Annotated in this window: 16 protein-coding genes and 1 tRNA gene; 13 read left to right on the top strand and 4 right to left on the bottom strand. The window is 46.4% G+C overall.

Annotation, left to right across the window (positions count from 1 at the left end):
* Positions 1 to 187: 187 nt before the first annotated feature.
* The 6 genes from K941_RS0113175 (at position 188) to K941_RS0113150 (ending at position 6,624) form a co-directional block, all read left to right on the top strand.
* Positions 188 to 264, top strand: a tRNA-Met gene (locus K941_RS0113175).
* Between the two features lie 207 nt (positions 265 to 471).
* Positions 472 to 651: a hypothetical protein gene (locus K941_RS0113170; protein ID WP_029103946.1), complete on the top strand. Its 180-nt coding sequence runs from the start codon at positions 472 to 474 to the stop codon at positions 649 to 651.
* Positions 652 to 701: 50 nt separating this feature from the next.
* A complete protein-coding gene (gene rimP, locus K941_RS0113165; protein ID WP_029103945.1) occupies positions 702 to 1,199 on the top strand; it encodes a ribosome maturation factor RimP in 498 nt (165 codons plus the stop codon).
* Between the two features lie 24 nt (positions 1,200 to 1,223).
* Complete coding sequence (nusA, locus tag K941_RS0113160) at positions 1,224 to 2,705, top strand: transcription termination factor NusA (RefSeq protein WP_029103944.1); 1,482 nt, start codon at positions 1,224 to 1,226, stop codon at positions 2,703 to 2,705.
* Between the two features lie 198 nt (positions 2,706 to 2,903).
* The gene (gene infB / locus K941_RS0113155) at positions 2,904 to 5,711 is read left to right on the top strand and encodes a translation initiation factor IF-2 (RefSeq protein WP_029103943.1); all 2,808 of its coding nucleotides are present in this window, start codon (positions 2,904 to 2,906) and stop codon (positions 5,709 to 5,711) included.
* A gap of 73 nt (positions 5,712 to 5,784) precedes the next feature.
* On the top strand, positions 5,785 to 6,624 hold the full coding sequence (locus K941_RS0113150; RefSeq protein WP_051226092.1) for a 2OG-Fe(II) oxygenase: 840 nt from the start codon (positions 5,785 to 5,787) through the stop codon (positions 6,622 to 6,624).
* 88 nt (positions 6,625 to 6,712) lie between these two features.
* On the opposite strand, the gene K941_RS0113140 is transcribed toward K941_RS0113150, so the two are convergent.
* The 4 genes from K941_RS0113140 to K941_RS0113125 form a co-directional block, all read right to left on the bottom strand.
* Positions 6,713 to 6,964, bottom strand: coding sequence for a helix-turn-helix domain-containing protein (locus K941_RS0113140; protein ID WP_029103941.1), 252 nt, complete (start codon positions 6,962 to 6,964; stop codon positions 6,713 to 6,715).
* 408 nt (positions 6,965 to 7,372) lie between these two features.
* Positions 7,373 to 9,067: a HAMP domain-containing sensor histidine kinase gene (locus K941_RS0113135; protein ID WP_029103940.1), complete on the bottom strand. Its 1,695-nt coding sequence runs from the start codon at positions 9,065 to 9,067 to the stop codon at positions 7,373 to 7,375.
* Positions 9,068 to 9,193: 126 nt separating this feature from the next.
* Positions 9,194 to 9,916: a response regulator transcription factor gene (locus K941_RS0113130; protein WP_029103939.1), complete on the bottom strand. Its 723-nt coding sequence runs from the start codon at positions 9,914 to 9,916 to the stop codon at positions 9,194 to 9,196.
* 232 nt (positions 9,917 to 10,148) lie between these two features.
* Positions 10,149 to 11,471 carry an efflux RND transporter periplasmic adaptor subunit gene (locus K941_RS0113125; RefSeq protein ID WP_115341010.1) on the bottom strand — a complete coding sequence of 441 codons (1,323 nt, stop codon included), beginning with the start codon at positions 11,469 to 11,471 and terminating at the stop codon, positions 10,149 to 10,151.
* 234 nt (positions 11,472 to 11,705) lie between these two features.
* Between K941_RS0113125 and K941_RS0113120 the strand changes: the two genes are divergently transcribed.
* The 7 genes from K941_RS0113120 (at position 11,706) to K941_RS0113090 (ending at position 25,619) form a co-directional block, all read left to right on the top strand.
* On the top strand, positions 11,706 to 12,053 hold the full coding sequence (locus tag K941_RS0113120; protein WP_036388546.1) for a response regulator: 348 nt from the start codon (positions 11,706 to 11,708) through the stop codon (positions 12,051 to 12,053).
* 63 nt (positions 12,054 to 12,116) lie between these two features.
* On the top strand, positions 12,117 to 12,491 hold the full coding sequence (locus tag K941_RS0113115) for a response regulator (protein ID WP_029103936.1): 375 nt from the start codon (positions 12,117 to 12,119) through the stop codon (positions 12,489 to 12,491).
* Between the two features lie 3 nt (positions 12,492 to 12,494).
* The gene (locus tag K941_RS0113110; RefSeq protein WP_029103935.1) at positions 12,495 to 13,025 is read left to right on the top strand and encodes a chemotaxis protein CheW; all 531 of its coding nucleotides are present in this window, start codon (positions 12,495 to 12,497) and stop codon (positions 13,023 to 13,025) included.
* A gap of 280 nt (positions 13,026 to 13,305) precedes the next feature.
* Entirely contained in the window at positions 13,306 to 15,369 is a 2,064-nt protein-coding gene (locus K941_RS17895) for a methyl-accepting chemotaxis protein (RefSeq protein ID WP_036388490.1), read from the top strand.
* A 20-nt stretch (positions 15,370 to 15,389) separates the two neighbouring features.
* Positions 15,390 to 16,259: a CheR family methyltransferase gene (locus K941_RS16085; protein WP_051226091.1), complete on the top strand. Its 870-nt coding sequence runs from the start codon at positions 15,390 to 15,392 to the stop codon at positions 16,257 to 16,259.
* Between the two features lie 75 nt (positions 16,260 to 16,334).
* Positions 16,335 to 24,479: an Hpt domain-containing protein gene (locus K941_RS16630; RefSeq protein WP_051226090.1), complete on the top strand. Its 8,145-nt coding sequence runs from the start codon at positions 16,335 to 16,337 to the stop codon at positions 24,477 to 24,479.
* A 30-nt stretch (positions 24,480 to 24,509) separates the two neighbouring features.
* A complete protein-coding gene (locus K941_RS0113090; RefSeq protein WP_228130424.1) occupies positions 24,510 to 25,619 on the top strand; it encodes a chemotaxis protein CheB in 1,110 nt (369 codons plus the stop codon).
* Positions 25,620 to 25,728: the final 109 nt, after the last annotated feature.

Genomic DNA, 25,728 nt, shown 5'->3' with positions numbered 1-25,728 from the left:
GGCATGGATTAGCAAATCCAATTAAAGAGTGTAAGAAAATGACCCAAACGGGCGATGATTTATTTTATAAAAAATCAGGGCGTGCCTGCCTTTTACATTTGTCATGAAAAATAATAAAAATCGCAAAGAAAATCAAATTTTCTCTTGACAATACCAAAAACCATGTTATAATGGCGTTCTAAATTGATGCGGGGTGGAGCAGTCTGGTAGCTCGTCGGGCTCATAACCCGAAGGTCGTTGGTTCAAATCCAGCCCCCGCTACCACTTTTTAAATCCTTATTTAAAATTATTTTAAAATTGTAAAAATAAGGTATCTTTCCATAAATTTATCATCAAATTTTAAAATTGATAAATTAAACATGGTTCAGATGTCGGCGAGCAATGATTTTAGCCCACCAACGTGTTTTGTGGGTTTTTTTGTATTTGCAATTTGCCAAACCGCTTAGGGCGTGTTGAATATTGGTATTTGCCATGAAAAATGAGAAAAATCGCCCGTTTTTCAAGGAAAAAATGCAGGCTGATAGTCATTCTATCAGACAAGTTTTTGACGCAGAAAAACCAGATTTAGCCATTTTTTCATGCAAAAATAGACCAAACCATCAAATTTTATCAAATTCCAATAAAATGTTATCAATGTTCAACACGCCCTAACTCTTTTTGATTTTTAATTTGTGCTTTAACATAGGATTAACCAAGCCAAAATGAAACCATCTAGCAAGATTGCTGAACTTACCCAAATGATTGCCCCTGCGGTGTCCGCTTGTGGCGTAGAGCTTTGGGGGATTGAGTTTATGCCCCAAGGGCGTAAATCACTGCTTCGTATTTATATTGAAGTCAATGCCGATGCCCGTGAGCGTGGCGAGCATATCACCATCGAGGACTGCTCAGCGGTCAATCACCAAGTCTCAGGCGTACTAGAAGTGCATGACCCTATCGCAGGCGAGTATGTGCTAGAAGTGTCAAGCCCTGGCTTTGACCGTCCGCTATTTACCCCCAAGCAGGTGGCGATGTTTGTGGGAGAGACCGTCAGTTTGCGTCTGATTCACGCCATCGGACAAGGCGACACCAAACGCCGTAAGGTCGTCGGTCGTCTGGTGAGTGCGAGTGAGACGAGCATGAATGTGGTCACCGAAGATAAACTAGAATTTGACATCGCTTTTGATAATGTAGACAAAGCCAACTTGATTTATCAAGACTAAAATTTAACCAAAAAGGTAGATAAGATGAGCCGTGAGATTTTGACCGTTGTTGAGACCGTCAGTAATGAAAAAGGGCTTGACCCTGATGATATTTTTGGGGCGATTGAACAAGCACTTGTTTTTTCAACCAAGAAAAAAGTCTATACCGAACAGCCAGAAGTGGCAATCCGTGTTGCCATTGACCGTAAGACAGGCGATTATGACACTTATCGCTACTGGACAGTGGTGGCAGATGAAGACCATGAGATGCCTGCTTGCCAAAAGGCGATTAGCGATTTGGACGAAAACGAATACCAAATTGGCGACATCATCGAAGAGCAGATTGAGTCCATTGAGTTTGGGCGTATCGCCGCTACCCAAGCCAAGCAGGTCATCATCCAAAAAATCCGTGAAGCCGAGCGTGCCTTGATTGCCGATGCTTTTGAAGCTCGTGTGGGCGAGCTTATCACGGGCGAAGTCAAAAAAGCAAGCCGTGATGGTTATGTCATTGACTTAGGTGACGGAGCGGAGGGTTATCTTGCCAAAGACCAAACCTTGCCCCGTGAAATGCTACGCCCTAAGAGCCGTGTGACGGCACTACTTGCCAAGGTCAATCGTGATGGGCGTGGCAGTCAGCTGGTGCTATCTCGTACGAGCAATGAGATGCTTGTTGCCTTGATGACCAAAGAAGTCCCTGAGATTAGCGAAGGGATTATTGAGATTCGTGATGTGGCTCGTCTGCCTGGTTTGCGTGCCAAAATCTCGGTAAAAACAGGCGACAGCCGTATCGACCCTGTGGGGGCGTGTATCGGCATGCGTGGCGCTCGTATCCAAGCGGTGCAACAAGAGCTAGATGGCGAGCGTATCGATGTCGTGGTGTGGAGCGATGACCCTGCCCAGTACATCATCAGCTCATTGGAGCCTGCGGACGTGTCTAGTATCGTGCTAGACGAGGACAACCAAACTGCCGACATTATCTTTGGGGCGAACGACCAGTTGGCTCGTGCCATTGGCTCACAAGGTCAAAACGTGCGTTTGGCGTCTGATTTGACCGGCTATAAGCTCAACATGATGCTAGAATCTGAATACCTAGAACGCCAAAAAAGCGAGTCTGAGGCGATTATCACGCTGTTCTACGAGCGTTTGGAAGTGGATAGAGATTTGGCAGAAGCGTTGGCGGAGATTGGTTTTACCACCATCGAAGAAGTGGCTTATGTGCCTGCTGAGACTTTCTATGACATTGACGGGCTTGATGATGAGACCATCGGTGCCATCCAAGAGCGTGCCAAAGAAGTCATCATTAATGATGAACTTATCAAACAGCAAAACATCAAAGAACCTAGTGGCGAGCTACTTGCCCTAGAAGAGATGACCCCTGCCATTGCTTATAAATTGGCGGAGCGTGACATCATTACCCTTGACGACCTAGCCGAACAAGCGGTGTTTGACATCGAAGACATTGAAGGCATGGGCAGTGAGCTGGCGGGCAAGCTGATTATGGCAGCACGTCAGTCATGGTTTGAATGACCATGCGTGCGTCATGGGGCGTACTGTCATGAGTACGTAAGGACGTTGCCAAATTTGGTTGGTGAGAATTTGGCAACTTGTAAAAATGGAGGGTAAAATGGGGATGAACAAGACTCATCCTGCCCATCCATTTTCACCAAATTCATCATTTTATGATAAAATCATTCATCAGATAACCAAATAAATTTAGGTAACCCAATGGCGACAAAAACCGTAAAAGAATTAGCAAAAGACTCTAACATTACCACTGACGTGCTTTTAAAACAACTAAAAGACGCAGGTCTGCCCACTCGTGGCGAAGATGATTCTGTCTCAACCGATGAGCAGGCAACACTCGTGGCGTTTTTAAAACAAAGTCATGGTCAAGCCCAAAAGACACGCATTGGCATGACTCAAAAAACCACCACCACTAAAAAAATCACCACCACCACCGGCAAAGCCCAAAACATCAACGTCGTGCGTGCCAAGAAAAAGCAGTTTGACATCCAAAAACCCGACCTATCTGCTGAAAAAGCCAAAGCCCAAGCAGAGCGTGAAGCCGAACAAGCCAAAGCCATCGCCGCCCTAGAAGCCAAACAAAACGAAGAGCGTGCCAAACAAGAAGCCGCCAAACGCCAAGAGGCGACATTGGCTGCCATGCGCGCCAACTCGGGCGGTGCAAATGGTGGCGAGAGTAAGCCCAGTGCGTCTGTGGTCGTCAAAAAAGCCAAAAAAGATGAAGCCGATAAAGACGACAGCGTGGTCAGCTCATCTGTGGTCAAAAAAGGCACAGTTGCCAAGAGTGACGTAAAATCTGACAAAAAAGAGACCAAGACAGACAAAGCCAAAAAACAACCTGCCAAACCTGCCAAGAGCGAGACCGAAGAAGAGCGTCAAGCTCGCCTTGCCCGTGAAGCCGAAGAGCAAAAACTGCGTGAGATAGAAGCGGAAAACCGTCGCCGTGCTGCCATTGACGCCCAAAATCGCACTTTGGAGCAGATGAAACAAATGGCAAATCGTTATAGTGAAAAAGACGAGGTGCCAAGTGCGGTCGTGCGTAAAGATGAGCCATTGGCGGCAGGTCTGGTCGGAGCGGCATTAGAAGAGTCTTTTGAAAAAGAGCGTCGTGAGATTAAGCGTGGTACCAGCAGTACCTCAAGCCGTGCCAAAGGCGGTAAGAAAAAAGGCAAAGAAGAGCTTGAAATCAGACCTAAGTCACGTGGTCTAAAATCATCACAAGCAAGCAAACATAAGTTTGAGATGCCTGTGGAAAAAATCATCCATAATGTTGAAGTGGGTGAAGGGATTGTCGTGTCTGACCTTGCCCAAAAAATGGCGGTCAAAGTGCGTGAAGTCATCAAGTCGCTCATGAAAATGGGCGAGATGGTGCGTGAGGGCGATATCATCGACCAAACCACTGCCGCCCTTGTCATCGAAGAGTTTGGGCATAACTTCATCGCTGTGTCTGACACCCAACTAGAAGACGACCTACAAGAGGCCGCCACCGAGAAACAAGGCAACGTCCAAACCCGTCCGCCTGTCGTTACCATCATGGGTCACGTTGACCATGGTAAGACATCACTACTGGATAAAATCCGTGAAACCAAAGTGGCAAGTGGCGAAGCTGGCGGTATTACCCAGCACATCGGGGCGTATCATGTTGGGACTGACCGTGGCGTGATTACTTTCCTTGATACCCCTGGTCACGCCGCCTTTACCGCCATGCGTTCACGTGGGGCTCAGGCGACCGACATCGTGGTCATCGTGGTGGCGGCAGATGATGGGGTTATGCCACAGACTGAAGAAGCCATCGACCATGCACGAGCGGCTGGTACACCAATCATCATCGCCATGAACAAGATGGATAAAGACACCACTGACCCAGAGCGTGTGCTAAATGAGCTGTCAGTCAAAGAAATCATCACGGACGCTTGGGGTGGGGATACGTCACTGGTCAAGGTCTCTGCCAAAACAGGCATGGGCATCGATGAGTTGTTAGAGACCATCAGTATCCAAGCCGAAATCATGGAGCTTACCGCCCCTGTGGATGGTGCTGCCCAAGGCGTGGTCATCGAATCTCGTCTAGACAAAGGGCGTGGTGCGGTGGCAAGCCTACTGGTCAAAAAAGGCACGCTAAAACAAGGCGACCTTGTACTGGCAGGCGAGTTCTATGGCAAAGTGCGTGCCATGACCGATGAGAATGGTGAGCGTATCAAGTCGGCGGGGCCTTCTATTCCTGTGGAGATTTTGGGTTTGCCTGATGCTCCGATGGCAGGTTCTGAGTTCTTGGTTGTCTCTGATGAGAAAAAAGCCCGTGAAGTGGCGGATTTTCGTATCGCTCGTGAGCGTGAACGCTTGCTTGAACGCCAAAACAAAATGCGTCTAGAAAACATGTTTGCCAACATGGGCAGTGAGGCAAAAACCCTAAATCTTATCCTAAAAACAGATGTGCGTGGTTCGCTAGAAGCCCTGCTTAGTGCGTTAGATGAGCTATCAACCGATGAAGTCAAAGTGCGTGTGATTAGCTCGGGCGTGGGTGCCATCACTGAGTCTGATGTCATCTTGGCGGAGTCTAGTGAGGCGGTTCTGCTTGGCTTTAACGTGCGTGCTGACAATGCCGGCAAGCGTAAAGCAGATGAAGCGGGGCTTGACATTCGTTATTATAGCGTGATTTATGGCTTGATTGACGATGTCAAAGCAGCGATGAGTGGCATGCTTGCCCCTGAGCACCGTGAGAAAATCTTGGGTATTGCCGAGGTGCGTGAAGTGTTCCGTTCTAGCAAATTCGGGGCGGCGGCAGGCTGTATGGTACAAGAGGGTGCGATTTATCGTAACAAGCCCATCCGTGTTCTGCGTGATGATAAAGTCATCTTTACAGGACAGCTCCAATCCTTGCGTCGCTACAAAGACGATGTGAACGAGGTCAAGGCAGGCATGGAGTGTGGTCTGGCAGTCAAAGGCTATGAAGTCGCTGCTGGCGATAAGATTGAAGTCTTTGAGATTCACGAAGTGGCGCGCACCCTGTGATGTCATGACAAAAACCGCTTGCCCTAGGGTGAGCGGTTTTTTGATAATAAGTTGCACAAATAGGAGTATTCATATGACATCATCTGTCTTTTCATCATTAACTCATGAAGACTTACTGGCATTGAGCTTGACACTTGATGACAGTTGGAGAGCGTGGATAGAGACTAACATTGAGCGGGGGTGTAGCCCTGCCAGCATCGCAAAAGTTTTGGCAGACAATAAAAAATTGCCAAGCAAGTATCTGCCTGCCATACGTCCAAATATCACCAATGATGATGAGAATTTTGTTGATATTGATGGGCATGTCGTGCAGGTGGTCTGCACTCTAAAATCGCCCCGAGTGGTGGTGTTTGACAACCTGCTCACACAGGCGGAGTGCGATGAGCTGATTGCATTGGCGGATGGTAGGTTGGAGCGTGGTAAGGTTGTTGATGACAAAACGGGTAATTCACGTCTGCACGCTCACCGCAGTAGTGATAACGCCCAGTTCACTTTGGGTGAGTTTGAGGTCATTGACCGCGTGGAGAGACGATTGGCGACCCTGCTAAACTGGCCTGTGGAAAATGGCGAGGGTTTGCAGGTACTGCGTTATCAAAAAGGCGGAGAATACCGTCCACATTTTGATTATTTTGGTGACAGCGTGGGCGGTCGCAAGCATTTGGAAGTAGGCGGGCAGCGTGTCGGCACTTGTGTGATGTATCTGTCAGATGTGCAGGCAGGGGGCGGAACGTCATTTCCCAGTGTGGGTATGGAAGTCAAGCCCAAAAAGGGTGGTGCGGTGTTCTTTGCTGATGTAGACGAGCAGGGGGATGTAGACAAACTGACCTTGCATGCAGGTGTACCTGTCATTACAGGTGTGAAATTTATCGCCACCAAATGGGTGCGTGAACGTCCTTACAGACGTGAGAGTTAATGTTTTGGTTTGATGATAAATACCACAAAATCGCCCACAGTCATGTCGGGCGATTTTTTATGCTTGAATATTTTTCAAAAGCGTTTACTTAAAACATCTTGGTTAAATCTTGCTCTATGAGTAATTTATCCAGCGGAGTTTCTAGGGCGTCGGCAATCTGCCCCATCAGGTCGATGGATACCGCCCGTCCACCATTTTCAATCTCACAAACATAAGTTTTGCTGATGCCTGCCTGAAATGCCAGCTCTTCTTGGGAGAACTCTTTGATACGCCGAAGTTGCCTCATGTTTTGGGCGAAGATTAGGCGATATAAATGGGGTGTTTGATTGGATTTTTTCATGGGGTTATTAGGGCGTGCCTACCATTGATAACATTCTTATAAAATAAGATGAAAGTTTAACAGTTTCAATCAATTTTTGCATGAAAAATGGCTAAATCTTGTGGCTCGAAGTCAAAAACTTGCTTGATAGAATGACTATCAACCTCAAGTTTTTTCCTTGAAAAACGGGCGATTCCCCTGCTTTTTTTAAACAGGCATTTTTCATTGCAAATACCAAAGTTCAACACGCCCTATGGAATATGGGGTGCTACACCCAACCAACTTGATATTTACCACGGGTTTGTAGGGGTGTGCTGAGCACACCCTTTGATGATATTACTATACAAGGCGTGCTCAGCACGCCCCTACGTCCACACATCATTGTATTTGTAGTAATTTTAAAGTTTCTTGGGTGCTATATGCTTGGCATTAACCATCCTGATTTATCGGCAATACCACCAAAAAGCGAGTTTTGCCCTGCCATGTGTCGGTGCTAATATGTCCGCCATGGGCTTCGGCGATTTGGGCGACCAGCGACAGCCCAAGCCCCGAGCCTTTTTTCTCCTGTTTTAGTCGTACAAAGGGGCTAAATATATCTTCACGCTTATCCACAGGAATGCCAGCTCCTTGGTCGATGATTGCCAGTACGGCATGGTGGCTTTTTTTGCCATCATCTTTGTCTTTGTTGCGAGAGAGTAGTTTAAAGAAGGCACGGGTATGCTTCTCTAATGGCGTATCTTGGGTGGTTGGTGTTTGCTCTTTGCTGTCGCTCTCTTCTTTATTGTCTATTTGTTCGGTTTGTTTTGGCAAGTCATCATTGACATTAAGATGGCTTGCCAGCTCATCATGGTCACTGCCGTGGGTGGTTGTGATGTCATGAGTGGCAGGCGTGTTCATGTAGTCATCGTCTTTGCCAAGGTCGATGAGTGCTTTGGGGATAAAGTCTGCTTCTTCCAGACTGGGCGAGCCATAGACATAGACTTCCACAGGGGGTGCGCCATGAATGAGAGCGTTATTGATGAGATTACGCACTAAATGTGTCAGCAGTTTGGGCTGTGCCATCATCGTCACAGGCTCAGCAAAGAGCGTCGCTTCGGTATAGTGTTGGCATTCGCTTTTGATAAGCTCTACCAAATCCACGCTTTCATTGGCTTGCAGAGCATGACCTGCGTCCAGACGGCTGACTAATAAAATGCTCTCAACCAAATCATTAAGCCCTGTTAAGTCACGATTGATGGCATTGGCGCGCTTGTCAAATTTGGCTTTGTCGACAGGGTCAAGCTTTTGGGTGAGCATGTCCATCATCTCAATCTGCAAGCGAATGCGAGTAATCGGCGTTCTAAACTCATGACTGGCGTGGGCGAGCAGTAGGCTGTTGGCATTGATGAGTCGCTCTATTTTCTCGGCAGATTGGTTAAAGCCATAGGCGAGCATGGCAATCTCATCATTGCCCGTCTGATTGACCCGCACACTAAAATCCCCATCGCCCATTTTTGCCATCTTGCGACTCATCTGGTTGAGTCGCCACGTCATGTTATGGGCAATACCCCACAGCACCGCCGTCATGATAAGAATGAGCAAAAACGTGCCAGTAAAGAAGTTAAACATGCCCAAAAACGGACGTTCCTTGGGTGGTTTTCGGCTCTCATACCACACCGAGTAACCCGAGCTGGTCTTTAAGATGACATGATGTGGCTCTTTGCCTGATAGGGTGGGTAATGTCTCGGCAAGCCATGATGGGGTAGGGGGCAGACGTTCGGGCAGTTCGGTGTCTTCGGTCTGCAAAATAAGCCTGCGACTGGGGTCGTAGAGTCCGATTTTGGCGTTTAGGCTTTCATCAAAAATATCAAAGCTTTTTTTGACCACGGCAAGGATAAAACGGGCTTGCAAGCGGTTATTGTCTTTGCTTAGCTTATCCACTTCAACCAAAAAAGGGTCAATTTGCCCCACGATTTGCCCTGCGATGACTTTGGATTTCATGCTGTCGGAGTTGTTATGGACAAGCTGGGCAAGCAAAATCATGGCAATGGCAAAGGCGATAATCGCCAAAAACACGCTGATAAACAGCCGTGCAAACAGCGAGCGAAAACCAAAGCTGGGCGGTGGGTTGTTTCTGTGGGGCATGGATAGTAGCAGGTGGATTTAAAATAACATGGCAGTCTAACAGGGTATTGGTTTGGCTGGTGTATTTGCTAAACTGCCATAAAAAATAAACATCCAATCCCATAGGAATTGGATGTCTGGTGGTGATTATACTTGGTCGGTGGCGAACTGATAACCCACGCCACGCACGGTAATGATACGTTTGGGCTGACGGGGATTGTCTTCAATCAAGGCTCTAAGGCGTGAGATATGAACGTCAATGGCACGGTCGATGTTCTCAGAGCTGTCATCGTTTGGCATGGCTTGCCAGAGCTGTTCACGGTTTAGCACTTTGCCGGCATGGGTGGCAAAGTAGTGCAGGAGCTGGAATTGGTGTGTGGTCAGACGGACGATTTTATCATCAATGGTCACTTCATGACTGTCGGGGAATACCGTCAAACGCCCAAAGGTCAGACTGCCTGAATTGGTGTCGGCTTGATTGGGGGTCTCATGACGGCGTAGCACCGCACGGATACGAGCGAGCAGTTCACGGGGCTCGAACGGCTTGGCGATGTAGTCGTCCGCCCCCATCTCTAAGCCCAGCACACGGTCGGTGGTGTCGCCCTTGGCGGTGAGCATGACGATTGGCACTTTATTAATCATCACATTCTTGGAGGCTCGCACCTTTTGACAGACCTGCATGCCGTCCATGTCAGGGAGCATTAGGTCAAGCACGATAAGGTTAATATCACGCTCTTTGGCTTCTAGTAGGTCAAGCCCTTCTTGGGCGGTGGGGGCGTGATGAACTTCATAATAGTTCATGGACAGATAGTCGCTGATAAGCTCTGCCAAATCTGGGTCGTCTTCGATGAGTAGGATTTGCTTGGTCATGGTCATGCCTTATGTCAAATAGTATTTAAATTATCTTTTATAAAAAACCCAAAAATAAGGGCGAAAAAATCATGGCTATATCTTGCCAATATTTATTCACTTTGGCAAGGGGTAAATTGTTATTTAATTAAAATGACGGGGTGTATTTTAGCCGATTTTGCCTACATTTACCCACTCTTTGTAACTATTGTTACAGATGATTGTGAGATTAGGGCGGATGACAACCTATGGATTATTTTAAACGTACTCGTCCGCCATGAGCCTGTTTGGGCAAGTTGGCAAGAACGACCAAACCATCTAAGGCAATGCCTGCGATGAGATATTGGTCGCTTTCGGGTTGGTATTCGATGACGACGATTTTGGATAAAGCCAAGCGTTCATCTTGTCCTACTGTCCACAGCCATGCAGGGCGGGGTGTGGCAGGGCGATAGGGTGGTTTGGTCAGCTCGGACAAATCCATGGGGTTTAGCTCATCATCAAAAATGGCAAAAGCAGGCACAAGTACACCCACATCGATTTGTCCATAATTGACATAACCGCCGACCCGCTCGCCAAGCGTGAGTTGGGCTTTTTTGACTTGTTCGGGCGTAATGGCGACGTGGATTTCCATCATGCCACGCACTTTGGGGTTGGGGGCAATCTCTTGTATCTGACCGCCAAAACTTCGCCCATCCTCGGTGTCAAAACTCACCCCATCGCCGATGGCAAGATAATCGGCAAAGTCGGCAGGCAAGGGGCTGATAAACTTAATAAACCGCTCATCGGAGATGACAAGCACAGGCGTGGTCTGGGGGTGGGTTTTGTCTTTATCATTGATGAATATTGCATCTACCTTGCCTGTCATCGGACTTTTGACATCAAAGGGGGTTTTGGTGATGATGGGGGTTATTGGTATCTCATCATCGGTGTCATCAGTCTGCTCTTGGGGGCTGATTTTGCCTGTGTTTTTGGATTGGTCTTTTGATTTTTCGGATGTTTTTGTATTTTCTGCTTTGTTTGTGTTTTGCTTGTCGGTATTGGCATTGTCAGCAGGCTTGCCCGTATCATCGGCGATGGTGTCGTCATCGCTTGGGTTATCATTGAGACTGTCATCGGAGATGTTATCGGGGTTATCAGCAAAAGTGACGGTTTCTTGATAAAACTTGCCCACGATGTCGCCCACCTTGACCGTATCGCCTACTTTGACGAGCATGCGGTCAAGTTTGCCATCTTGGGGTAGGGAGATGGTTGTCTGCTTGTGGGGGATGATGACCCCTTCTAGGCGAAAGACAGGCTGATAACGCTCGGACTTGATTGCCATGACATGAGCAGTGGCAAGGGTGACGTTGTCGCCATTGATGGTGATTTTGGCGTTATCAGCATCGGTGGGCGGACGCACAGCCGTGTTGCCATGCACCAGCCCATCTCGCTCGTGCTTGTCATCAAAGCTCTCCAAATCGGTCAGTTTGGCATCAGGTACAGGCTCGCAGGCGCTCACCAACAAGGACAGCACCACAAGGGCGGACAGAGACCGCCAAGATGACTGGCAGAACAATGAGCAAAAAGGTAAGTTCATGATAACAAGACAATAAAAACAGGTCGCTAAAAATATCTTGCTATCGTATCATATTTTTAGCCCATAAATCCTTTGTTTTATCAAAAAAGAGTGGAAAATTTGCCTTATTTGTGCTAAAAAGTAAAGTAGGTTTTTACTGACTAAAATATTGTCAAAATTTAACCAATTTCTAATTTACAATCCATTTCCAAACAAAAGGATAATCCCGTGAGTGAATTTGCTGGTCTTAAAGTCATGATTATTGACGACTCAAAAACCATCCGTCGTACCGCCGAAGCCCTACTCCAAAAAGAAGGCTGTGAAGTGATTACTGCCGTTGATGGCTTTGATGCTTTATCAAAAATCGTTGAGACTAACCCTGACATCATCTTTGTGGACATTATGATGCCACGCCTTGATGGGTATCAAACCTGCTCAATGATTAAAAATCACCCAGAATACGCCCAAAAACCTGTCATCATGCTATCGTCCAAAGATGGTCTGTTTGACAAAGCTCGTGGACGTATCGTGGGCTCAAACGAGTATTTGACCAAACCATTTAGTAAAGAAGACTTGTTTGCGACCATCAGTCGCTTTCGCTAGTCGGCTCTCTTGACTTCTTGATGATTAGTTAGAAGTTAAATTCATTTAATATAGGAGACAGGCATGGCAAAAGTGTTAGTTGTGGATGATTCGCCAACAGAAATGTTGCGATTTCGTGAAATTTTGGTCAAAAACGGCTTTGAGATGTTTGAAGCAGACAATGGCGAAGATGGCTGTGCCAAAGCGATTGAAGTCATGCCCGATGTGGTGCTTATGGACATCGTCATGCCTGAGATGAACGGCTTTCAAGCAACCCGTAAAATCACCCGTGAGCCAAAGACTGCCCACATTCCTGTGGTTATTGTCAGCACCAAAAACCAAGAGACAGACCGTGTGTGGGGTAAGCGTCAAGGGGCAAAAGAATACTTAACTAAGCCCATTAACGAAGAAGAACTCATCAGAGTCATTCGTTCTGTCACGAGTGTATCTGCGGGGTAAATCATGGCATCTTTTGGTTTTATTGAGCTTTTGCGTCTTACCGACCTTGCCAAGGCTCGGGCGACAGGGCGACATGACTCGGATTATACACAGTGGATTGGCATTGCCTTTGAAGTGGGCGGGCAAGAATTTGTCGCTCCGATGGGCGAGGTGTCTGAGATTTTGGCGGTGCCTGAACTAACCCCCATTCCCTTGACCAAGCCGTGGCTACTCGGCGTGGCGAACGTACGGGGACGGCTGTTGCCTTTGGCGGATTTGGCAAAATTTTTAAACATTGACAGCCATGAGCGCCTTAAAAACAAAAAGGTGATGGTTGTCGACCAAGACGGCTTTTTTTCGGGTATTTTGGTGGATCAAGTGACAGGCATGGTGCAGTTTTCAGGCAGTGAGTACCAAGATGTACCTTTGCCTGAAGAGTCGCCCTTTGCTCCGTATAACCACGGCAGATTTGTCAAAGATGATAAGGCATGGCATGTGGTTATGCCGTCTTTGTTGTTTCATGATACAGAGTATCTAAATGCAGCGTTAGGCTAATTATGCTGGTGGTGTGTTGTTGATTTTGACAGCCTAAGTGTTTGCTATAAAATCAAAACTTGCTAGCATGCTAAAATTTTTTTTGCCAATGACAAATTGTGTCATAAATATTTCTAAAAATATCATTTGTGTTATAGGGTGGTCACGCCCAGTATATTTGAGCAAATGTAAAACCAATCAAAAGCATTTCATCAACAAGTGGTGGAATTGATGAGTTGTATCAGTTAAGTAAGAAGCGGGCGATATTGATAAGTGGCTCGGTTTTAAAAGGATAAGCAAAATGAATGATGTGAGCAAAGTCTCAGAACCCCTAGTGGTCGCACCAACGTCAGATTCAGAGAAAAAGTGGTGGACGCTACTCATCATCTCTGGGTTCATTGCCATGTTTAGCTTGGCGTATTTGGCGTATTCACTTCTAAAAGTAACCGATTATCTTGGCGATGTCAATCAGCTGGAAGTCAGTGCGGTAAATATCGTCAAAGATGTCAATGATGCCACGTTTTCTCGTGATTTTGATGTTAGTAAAGCTGCTTATGCCAAGTTACTGACAGACGTACAGTCCTATGAGTCGGCATTATCACGCCTGCAAAATAACAAAATGGTGGGCGATGCAGAGGCGATCAACGCCATCAGCAGTGATTGGCAGTCTAAAAAAGGCAGTGTCGATTATATCGTCACACATCAAAACGACGTCAACGCTTTGCAAGATTTACAAAATCAGGTTCAAGATGCCGCTCGTCAAATGCAAGAGCGGTATGCGAGTGTTACCGATCAGGCGATAAAAGTAGGGCTGTCATCTGCCACCATCAAAGAAATCCAAGAGCAGATTTTACGCCTTGAACGCATCAGCGAAAAAATGGCGGCATTGACCAGCAGTACAGGCACCAATACCGATGAGTTTAAAGAAGAAGTGTCAAATTTTGCACGCATCTTAAAAAACCAGCAAGTAGTCTATGGGCAAGCCTCCCCATCCTTGCAAGCCATTGATGATACCTATCGGCAGATGGTGAAGCCTGTCATCAGTCAATTGACTGACCTAAGTAACCCCACCATCCAATCCCGTGAATCTGCCCAAGCACTCACTGATCTTGCTACTAAGACCCAAGAGCAACTTTCCAAGATTGACCGTGGCATTATTACCCAAAAAAGCATTCTAATCCCTGCACTTTTGTTGCTACTTAGTGCTCTTGCTTTGGCATTTGCTTTGTATCGTTTACTAAGACAGCAAAACAGTCAAGAATTACGCATTAGTGAAAAAGAAAACATGCGTCAGCGTCAAGAGATGGAAAAAGAAGCGGCACGAGCCAGACAAATCCAAGAAGAAAACGAACGCTCACAAATGGCGATTTTGCGACTGCTTGATGAATTGGGCGACCTAGCAGAAGGTGACTTGACCGTAAACGCCACCGTATCAGAAGATTTTACGGGGGCGATTGCCGACTCGGTGAACTTCGCCATCGACCAACTGCGTCAGCTGGTACTTGCCATTAACACCACTGCCGACCGAGTTGCCCAGTCATCACAACAAACACAGATGACCGCGGTAGAGCTTGCCGAAGCGTCCGAGCATCAAGCCCAAGAGATTGCAGGCGTGTCTGCCGCGATTAATGAGATGGCGGTGTCGATTGACCAAGTATCTGCCAACGCTTCAGAGTCTGCCTCGGTTGCCCAGCGTTCGGTTGCCATTGCTCAAAACGGTGCGGACGTGGTACAACGCTCTATTGAGGGCATGAACACCATCCGTAATCAAATTCAAGAAACCTCTAAGCGTATTAAGCGTCTGGGTGAATCGTCTCAAGAGATTGGTGATATTGTTGGATTGATTAACGACATTGCCGACCAAACCAATATTCTGGCCTTGAACGCCGCCATTCAGGCATCGATGGCAGGTGAGGCAGGTCGTGGTTTTGCGGTCGTTGCCGACGAGGTACAGCGACTGGCAGAACGTTCGGCTGCGGCGACTCGTCAGATTGAGACACTGGTTAAGACCATTCAGGCGGATACCAATGAAGCGGTATCATCGATGGAGTCTACCACTGCAGAAGTTGTAAAAGGTGCAAAACTTGCCAAAGACGCAGGCGAGGCACTAGACGAGGTACAAACCGTATCGAACACACTGGCAGATTTAATCCAAAACATCTCAAACGCTGCCCGTCAGCAAGCCACCTCTGCAGGTCATATTTCTAGCACGATGAACATCATTCAAGATATTACCTCGCAAACTTCATCAGGTACGATGGCGACTGCTCGTTCGGTGGGTCGTCTAAACGAGATGGCGGCAGCCTTGCAAGAGTCAGTATCTGGCTTTAAGCTATCCAACGATGATGTTTTTGCTGACAACTGATTGTTAGCATGGGGGGCGTGATGAATTTGCCTTTGTGGCAAGCGTACATAGAGCGAATCTGTGGATTTGTGTTGCCGTCGGTGCAACATAATTGGCTCATTTATGCCATCACGACCACCGCCCAAAGTCACAACATGAGCGTACATGAGTTGTATGATGCTTTGCAACATGATATTGTTGTACCATCAGAACCATTGCCAGCCTTGACTCAGTCGCTACTTGATAACTTGCTCATTGCGGAGAGTCGTTTTTTTCGCCATGAGCCGTCTTTGACATTCGTAGGAGAGCTGTACAAATCTTATATTACTAAGTGGCATAAGGCAACACCATCGTTTGATGTTCCGTCGATGTTTTCGGTATGGAGTGCAGGATGTTCTACAGGTCAAGAGACGTATTCGTTGGCAATGACACTTGACTTGATATCTCGGCAGTTTGTCAGACCTTTGCCGTTTCAGGTCAATGGCTCGGATTTGTCCGTACGCTCGCTGACGTTGGCAAAAAAAGGCGAGTATACAGGCAGACAAATTAATGAAATCCCTGCCCGTTACCACTCCCAGCTTCATGCCACGCACGATGGGGTGGGCGTTTTTAATCACCAAAAAATATGGCAGGTGGACATAAAAACTCGGCAACACACCCAATTTTTTTGGCATAACCTTTTTGCAAAACAACCGCTTGACTTGCCCAAGCAACAGGTGATTATTTGTCAAAATGTGCTGATTTATTTTAGAAAATTTGACCAAAGAGACATTTTGGCATATTTTGTGCAGAATTTAGATATTGGCGGTTGTGTTTTGTTTGCTCCTAATGAAGCCATGTTTTGGCAACACCCTAATATGAGGCGTGTCGATAACGGTCAGATTAACGCTTGGCAAAAAATAAGCCAATGACTGACTTGTACCCATGTCAAATGATGATTTAAAAAATGGCACAAGCCAATTAAAGTATTGTTTTAGGATGATAATATGATTAAGCAGTCCAATGAATTAGTGGCATTAGAATGGCTGATTGACCCGTTAAACCAAGAATTTCAAGCATTGCACGCCCATACAGCCCCGTCAGCATCTGAGATGTTGGCTTATTTTGCTCGCCAATATGGTGTTATTGGCAATGTGCTTGTCATGGCAAATCTGCCTGAGTTTACCAAACTTGCCAAAACCATCGGTGAGACTGCTGAGTATTTTGCAAAAACGGGCAACCCTGCGGTTTTGGCGCCAAAAATCATCTACGCCAGCCATCTGTTGCAAAATGAGATAAAACGCTATGCCACCACAGGTTTTTTGCGACGTCCTTTACTAAATTCACGCATTTATTATCTTAACTTGGTAGGGGCTCATGTGGGCGGCAAGATAGACAAACAAAGCATCTTGCAGTCGGTGGTTCATGAACGGTTTAGCGAGCAAATAGACTTAAAAGTGGTTCAGTCAGGCACGCTAGATGACAAAAGCTATCAAGAGATTAATCAGGCTTGGCGGGCGTTGGCAGGACAGCTTATCCAAAGTGGGGCTAATGGCGAACAACTAACCAAACTGCGTAATCTTGGCACGCACCTAGCAGGAGCAGCAACGGAGCCTGTGCTACAAAAGCTATGGCTCATCACGGTACTATGGCTTGAAAACACCTCATTAAACACCAAGCCATTGCCATCTTATTATGCTCATATCTTGGGCGAACTTGATCGTGTGATTGCTTTTCAAAAGGCAGACATTGCCCCAGAGCTTGAAGCAAGCATTTGGCTTGAAAATGTTATTGCTGATATTTATGTAGTACTTGCTAATCTGGACGTGTTAAATGAGCAAGCTCAAAACCTCTTAAAGCATCTCAATGAGATGTTGGCAGACGACCAAGCTTTCTTTCCCCATGTATTGGCGACCGTGGAGGGGCTGGTATTTTCGTTGGCGGACAACAAGATTAAGATGGATGTGCTACACGCCTTGCAAGAGCAACTGTCAGCACGTGGTTGGTCTTTCTATGCCCGTTATGTGGAGCAAATCATTAGTGATGCAACCACCGCCCAAAGCAGTGATGAGATGTTTGCCCAAATGCAATGGCAACTCAACACTCAGCTCCAAGATTTGTATACTGCCATCGCCAGTACCGCCGAGGTTATCAACACCAAAGGCGGTCGTCATGATGACATTGTTGCCAATGAGCGAGATGTGCTTCGTGAAGTTCGTATCTTAATAGAAGAAGTCAAAGATAAGTTCTCAGATTACCTAAACCATAAACAAGCTGATAAACTGCCATCATCTAAGAATTTTGAGTTACTGGTTAAAAACTTTAATGACCTAGGGTTATTTGATGCGGCGACAGTGGCAACAAAAATTGCGGGGGTATTTACCCTGCTCCAAGAAAAATCACCAAATCATATCCCATGGCAAATCGCTCATAAGACTGCCGAGTGTTTGTCTTTGTTTGAGATGTTTCTTGATAATTTGGCACAACAAGTATTTGACCATGCTCTACTCATCCGAACAGAAGAATGCACCGATGATGCTCAAAGACTACTGCTTGATGCCAATCTAAGCGAGCCTGAACTGCATGATGTGGAGATGGCACGTCACTCTGCTCATCAGCATGTCACGGTTTATGATGACGCAGGCGAGCATGTCCCCACTTTGCCATCACAAACAAACCTTGACGACGCTCAAGATGGCATCCAAGATGTTTTGGATACAGACACAAATACAAATGTGGATTTGGGATTAGGTATTGATGTCAATCTAGATGTTAATGATGGGCAAGACAGCGAAGCAGAAGATGGGCGAGAACTGGCTCATGATGTCGTCTTTGAAAGTCAGATGGTTGAGCCGTCTGTGCAAAAAAATGCCCAAGATGAAAATCAAACCGAGCAGGTTATTGATGATTTTGAGTTAGATGGTACATTGACCATCGATGAGTTGCCAGCGGATGACATGTCTTTGGATGATGCCAAAGCAGAGAATGATGTTGATGTTATTGACGTTAGCATTGATGGCATGCATGATAAGACTTTGGATGAGATTGGTCTAGACATTCATGATGCTCATAAGACAGCCATCATAACACCTGATGAGAGTATTAATATCAGCCATCAAGTCGCCCAAGACAACCAAATCAGCCAAGATGATTTTGATGATTTGTTTGATGATACGCTTACCTTTGATGATAATTTTGGTGTTGATGACATCAAAACATCCACAAAGAGTGAAACAGTCGACTTTGATGTGGCAGATGATGAGCTGTTTGATGATATTTTTGTTGATGAACCAGTTTTGGCAGTCGGTCAAGTAGGCGACCAAAGCCAAAATCCACGCTTAGATGATGACCCAGTCCAAGATGAGCCACAAATCATCAATCATTTGCCTGATGAAGATATTGAGTTAGATTTATTTGATGACAGTATTGCATTGACCTTGGATGATGAGAAGCTTGACGACGATGAACTTATGGTGGATGAGTTGCCCGACCAAGAGCCTCACACGGCAGAAGATGGTGTGTATGCAACCCAAGAAGATGATGAAATTTTGTTGTCTGATTATGTCAATGAAGGCACGGTGGATAATGTTGTACCAAGTCTTGCAAGTAGTGAGTTATTGACTGATGAGCTACCTGAAAATGGCACCAACGAAGATGAGATGGTTGTCGATGATGTAGATGTTGTTCAAGCCGACAATAGCCAAGATTTGCCAGACCAAGATGTGTTTGATGAAGTCGTCTTTGATGATGAGATGATTGGCGAAGCTGATGTTATTTTTGACGATATAGATGATGCAGACGATACGAATAATATCAATATTGCTGATATTGCCGATGAAAAACTTGCCCAAAAAGAGTCTGATGAGCAAGTGGTAGTTCTTGGTGAGACAAAACAAGACGTAGCAGAGGGGCAGGCTACAGATGGGCTAAGTGAGGTTTATCTTGCTGCCAAGGCAAGCCTAAAAGAAGATGATTTTAGTCATGATGAAGAATTCCGTGAGATTTTCATCGAAGAGGTCGATGAAGTCATGGAAGAGATGCACACGCACCTACCAAAATGGCAAGCTGACCCCCAAAATCTCAAACCGCTAAAAGAGATTCGCCGTAATTGGCACACCCTAAAAGGCTCAGGGCGTATGGTTGGGGCATTTCAAGTGGGTGAGACTGCTTGGGCCATTGAAAATATGCTTAACCGTGTTCTAGACGAGACGATCAAAGTCAGTCCTGATGTGGTGGCCATCGTTAGTGAGACTGCCGAAATTATCCCTGTTATGGTGCAGGACTTTGCAAGCAGTCAACCCCCGAGCGTGGATAATGCACTGGTAGTCATGCGTGCCAATAATATCTTGGCGGGTAGACCCATGGATGAAGGCAGACCTGACCTAGCAGGCGAGAGCATAGAATATGAGGTGCAAGACGAGCCATTAGTAGAGACAGACGAGTCGGTCGGTGATGATGTGGCAGATGACAACATCATGATTGGCGAGGATGACGATGAGTCTATTGGTGATGAGTTGGCAAATGCTGATGAAATCGAAAGTGTTTCTGAGGAGATTGTTGATGATACCACCAATGATGAGCAAGTCCAAACAGCGGACATGCCTGCGGTACTATTGCCATTTATCGAGACTGCCAAAGCAACCACGCATGAGCCGATGGAGGTCGATGAAGACATTCGCGAGATTTATATCGAAGAGGCAGGCGAGGTCTTAGAGACCATCATTCCGCTTTTTGATAAATACCAAAGCAGTCCTGACAAAGGCACGCTGACCGATATCCGCCGGGGCTTTCACACCCTAAAAGGCTCAGGACGTATGGTTGGGGCGTATGAGCTTGGTGAGCTGGCTTGGTCGATTGAGAACATGCTAAACCGTGTCCTAGATGAGACCGTGCCGATGGATGATGGCATGCAGGCACTCATCGGTGACGTGTTGGGCGAGTTTGGTGCGTTGGTATCCATCTTTGAATCCAAATCTGACGATTACCCTGCCAAGATAAAACTGTGGGAGGCGGTCGCTCACGCTTATAGCAAAGGGCATGGCAAGGAGTTTGACTATCGCACATTGGATGTAGCTGATGGGTTGGACAAAAACACCGATATACAAAATGCCAATACAGAAAACGGTGATGACATTGACAGTGTTGCCGATAATGGCGCTTTGCAGTCATTAGATGATGGAGTATTGGTGCCTGAGCTTGTTTTGGTGGCGTCATCAGTAGAAGGTGAGTCAAATCTAGACGTCATCAATGACAAAACCACTGAACAAACAGACCGCACCCAAGATGATGAGACTGACAAGAAGACCAAGCCCACTCACGAAGCACTTAGTTTGGTGGAGCAGGCAGGTCAGATCATGTCTAACACCACGCCAAGCAGTCCTGTAGATGATGAAGAGGACATGCTGTGCCAAATCTTTATCGAAGAAGCCAGAGAATTATTGGCGGAGGTGACAATATTTTTAAATGCACATGAAGCAGATACTCAGACACCCGTGGACAATAAGGTGGTGCGTGCATTTCACACCTTGCGTGGAGCATCAGGCTTGGCACCACTGGTGGCAGTGGGTGAGGTGGGTGCTATTATTGAGCGTGGTTTGCAAAGTTTGCAACATCATGATGCACCGATGGGTGATAAGCACAAACAAGCACTCAAAAATGCAGTGGCATTTATTGATGGCTATCTTGATGCCTACAACCAAACCGATGGCGGTCTCATCACCGCCCAAGAGTTGGGGGAATTGGCTGAGGATAAGCAAGAAATTGAAGAGCTCATGCTTGATGAGACTAATGTTTATCATGTAGAGAGTCTGATTGATGGGATTGATGAGCTGCTTGATGCTGAGCTTGAATTGGAGGGCATGAGTGCCAAAGAACAAAATGTGATTTGTGATTATGCCAAAACACAGCTTACTCAGATTGACATGCTTTTAGCGCGTACGCAAGATTTGCCAAAATTTCAAAGCCTGCTTGCGTCCTTAAAGCCTGCCTATGAACTGATGGCAGAGCATGCCGAACAAGCCAAAGATGACAGTTTTATTGATGCCTTGCTTGCGGTTCATCATGAGCTCATTGGGCTCTTTGACGCCATGGCAGGTAGCATGGCGTTAACGGTGGATAAATCAATTCTAAATAACCTAAGTACCATTACGTTAGAGCGAGAGAATTATTATCAAGAGCTTGGCAATACTCTAAAAGAGCAGTCTAAGATTAAAGAGGATGCCGATTCATCTAAGGCATCAATTGATAAGGGAGTATCACAGTCTGATTCTCAAGCACCTATTCGTTTAGAGATGATTGCCACAGATGATGAGCTGTTGGAGATCTTTTTAGATGAGGCGTTGGAGCTTGATGCTGAGGTAACTGAAGTTTTCGGTCAATGGCGAGATGATAAGGAAAATCTTGACCATCTAAAAACCCTGCAAAGACATTTGCACACCATAAAAGGTGGAGCGAGACTGGCAGGTATTAGCAGTATTGGCGATCTAACTCACGAAGCAGAGAGTGTATACGAACGCTTTACCAATAAACAAATGACCGTCACCGACCCGTGGGTTCGCACCATGCAACGTGTGCAGGATGTATTATCCTTGCAGCTAGATGCGGTTAAAAATACCAAGCAGTCTTTCTTTGCAGATAACACCATTGCTGATTTACAGGCTTATTTATCCGCAGGAGAAGTGCCAGAGGGGGCTGTGATTGCCATTCCTGTGCTTGATGCCAAAAAAGAAGAGAGTGCATCTGCCCAACCTGCTACACCTGAGCTTGATGAAGAAGCCAGATACCAAAGTTTTATTAAAGACTCTTGGCAGGGCAACTTGCCTGACAAAGACATCTTGGGTGTATTCTTAGAAGAAACTAAAGAGCTTGCTGAGAGCAGTAGTGAGAACTTTGCGGCATTTCGTAATAACACATCGGACGTGGCAAGTTTGCAAGCATTGCAACGTAAGCTACACACCATCAAAGGTGGAGCAAGAATGGTCTCTGCCAATGGTGTGGCTGACCTCGCTCACGAGATGGAAACGGTCTATGAGGGCTTGGGTAACCGCCGTCTGCCTGCAACACGTATGGTGGCAAATCTACTCTTTGCATGTCATGATTGGATCACATCAGCGGTTGGGCTACTAGAACATAACTACAACCCACCTCGCCCTACGCCGTTAGTAGATGCTTTGCACTGTTTCATCAAAAACCCCGATGACCTAAACGAAGTGCCTGTGGTGTCGCTTGAGAATGAAATTGATTTCATCAGTGAATATCAAGCCTTCTTGGCAGAATCAAAAAATACCCGTGATATCAGCCGCATGCCACCCATGAAAGGTGTGTTTGGAGAAAGTGTGGACAGTAGCAGTAACAATGAGATGATTCGTATCTCAGCCCCACTGCTTGAACGCATGATTAACTTGTCAGGCGAGGCGGCGATTAACCGTGCTCGTATTGACATGAACCTTGCTAGTATCACAGGCAGTATCGAGGAGATGGGGGTTACGGTTCAGCGTCTGTTTGACCAGCTACGTCGCATGGATATTGAACTAGAAGAGCAGATTCTGGCACAGATTGATGATGGTACGTTTGATGAAGATTTTGACCCCTTGGAGATGGACCAGTATTCGTCACTTAACCAGTTGTCCAAATCACTCTCGGAGTCAGCATCAGACTTGCTAGACATTAAAGCGACCATGCTAGACAAAACCCGTGATGGTGAAAACTTGTTGTTACAATTATCACGTACCCAAGCAGACTTGCAGGACAGTCTGATGAATTCACGGATGGTGCCATTTTCACGACTGACCCCACGCCTCCAACGCATTGTGCGTCAAACCGCAAGCGAGCTTGGCAAGAACGTAGAGCTGACGGTGATTAATGCTGATGATGAGATGGATAGAAGTATTCTTGACCGCATTACATCACCGCTAGAACACATGCTTCGTAATGCTGTTGATCATGGTGTTGAAATGCCTGCTAAGCGTAGTGAGCTTGGCAAACCATTAACAGGTCATATCACGTTAGAGGTGCTACGTGAAGGGGGTGAGATGGTTATCTTGCTATCTGATGATGGGGCAGGCGTGAATGTAGATGCGGTACGTAATAAGGCCATCAGTCAAGGATTGATTCACCCCGACGAACAGCTTGCTGATAACGACATCATGCAGTATATCTTTAATGCAGGTCTGTCCACCACAAACAAAGTAACCCAAATCTCAGGTCGTGGCGTGGGTATGGATGTGGTGCGTACAGAGATTCGTCAATTGGGTGGTTCGGTATCGGTGGAGTCGGAGTTTGGTAGGGGCTCTCGTTTTATCATCCGTGTGCCATTGACTGTATCTGTGTCAGATGCACTGATTGTGCGTGTGGCTGACCGCCAATACGCCATCCCGCTGGTGCAGATTGAGCGTGTGGTGCAGATGAATGCCACAGAACTATTAACCTATCATCAATCGGGCAATAACACCATCAAGATTGATAACAAAAACTATCGTTTGCGTTATCTTAATGAAATCTTAACAGGCAATTATTTTAATGAGATTGTCTCAGGAGTGAGTTTGCCTGTGATTATCATCAAAACTCAGACAGGGCAAGCCCTTGCTTTGCAGGTGGATGAGATTGTGGGTTCTCGTATTGAGATTGTGGTCAAGCCATTAGGTCGTCAGCTTTCTAACCTATCGGGAATCTCGGCAGCAACCATCATGGGTGATGGCTCGGTCATGCTCATCCTTGATCTGTTGGCACTCATGCGTACCGCTCAGGCGAAACGAGAAAACAAAGAGGTGGAACCTGTCGTCAGTCGTCGTCACCTCATCATGGTGGTAGACGATTCTGTGACAGTACGCAAGGTCACATCTCGTTTCTTAGAACGTCAAGGTTTTGAGGTTATCGTTGCCAAAGATGGCGTTGATGCCATTGAGATTTTACAAGACAATATTCCCGATTTGATGCTACTTGACATTGAGATGCCACGCATGGATGGTTTTGAGGTCGCAACTCAGGTGCGTCACAGTCCCCGTTTGAGTCACCTACCAATCATCATGATTACATCGCGAACGGGCGAAAAGCATCGAGACCGTGCCTTCGAGATTGGTGTTAATGACTACATGGGTAAGCCGTTCCAAGAAGTGGAGCTTTTGGAACGTATTGGCAAACTGCTAAACATTTAGCGGTTCGTTCATGAAAGATGATGGTGGGCGATGGAATCTAACAAAGATGTGTCGAAACAAAGACCTTTGAGTGTGGCGGCACGGTACTGGCAAAGCAAGATTGGTGTTAGCCCTACTTTTCAGCACTCGGATGTTGATGATATTTGCACCCATCAAATCATGCCATCTGACGAGCAGATTAAGGATATTAAGGTCATTGTGATAAGTGACCAACGCAGTCAGCGACTTGCTTTTGATGATGGTTTGCGTGAGGCAGGCTTTGACGTTATTGGCTGTTTTAGCACCGAACAGCTTGATGTGATGATACAGTCAAAATTGCCCAAAGCGATGGTGTGGCTAGTGGAGCCACCTTTATTGGATGGGTTGCAGGTACTCATTGATGGTCATAAGCCACGCCTGATGTTGGTGGGTTTTCAAGAGGCTCCCAATCCAAAGCATGATGAGAGTTATAAAAAATGGCAACGTTCACTGCTACGCCGTCTTTGTAACTCGCTTGGCATGCCCACGATAAAGACTACGGATAAAAAATCCACGGCCATCTCCCATGTGTCTGTACGCCCTTGGAGATACGTGCTATTTTTGGGAGCATCGATGGGCGGACCTGATGCTTTGAAGGTATTTTTGGATAACATCTCCCCTGAGTTGCCGCTTGCTGTTTTAATTGCTCATCATTTTGATAAAGAGATGATTCATGGTCTGCCAAAGATACTCACTCGCAATAATGACTGGCGATGTCGGGTAATTGGCATCAGTCAGCGATTACAAACGGGGACTTGCTTGATTGCCCCGATTGAGCAACAAATCGTCTGTGACAGTGAAGGGCGAGTGATTTTACTCGATAAGCCGTGGGAGGGTGAATATCAGCCAAACATCAGTCAGCTCCTTAAAAACACCAGCGACGTGTATGGCAGTGAACTTATTGGCATCATATTCTCTGGCATGGGTGATGATGGTTCTGCCTATCTTGCCCAAATTGCCCAAAACAAAAGCCATCTGTGGGCTCAAAGCCCTGAGAGTAGTGGTTGTCCTAGCCAGCCCCAAGCGATGATTGATTCAGGATTTTGCCAATTTTTTGGGACACCTTTGGAACTTGCCAAACGCATCAATCACATGCTTCGGGGTCTTAAATGTTCACAATGACAAACAGAGATGCCTAAATTTGCTTTAAGCGTGCCACCAAATGTATCACGGATGGATGATTCTTGGCAAAATAGCATGATGAATATTAAAGATGATGTCATCATTTACC

The organism is Moraxella caprae DSM 19149, from assembly GCF_000426885.1.
Taxonomy (GTDB): domain Bacteria; phylum Pseudomonadota; class Gammaproteobacteria; order Pseudomonadales; family Moraxellaceae; genus Moraxella; species Moraxella caprae.
The sequence above is the reverse complement of the archived record's forward strand: the minus strand, read 5'-3'. Positions and strand labels throughout refer to the sequence as shown.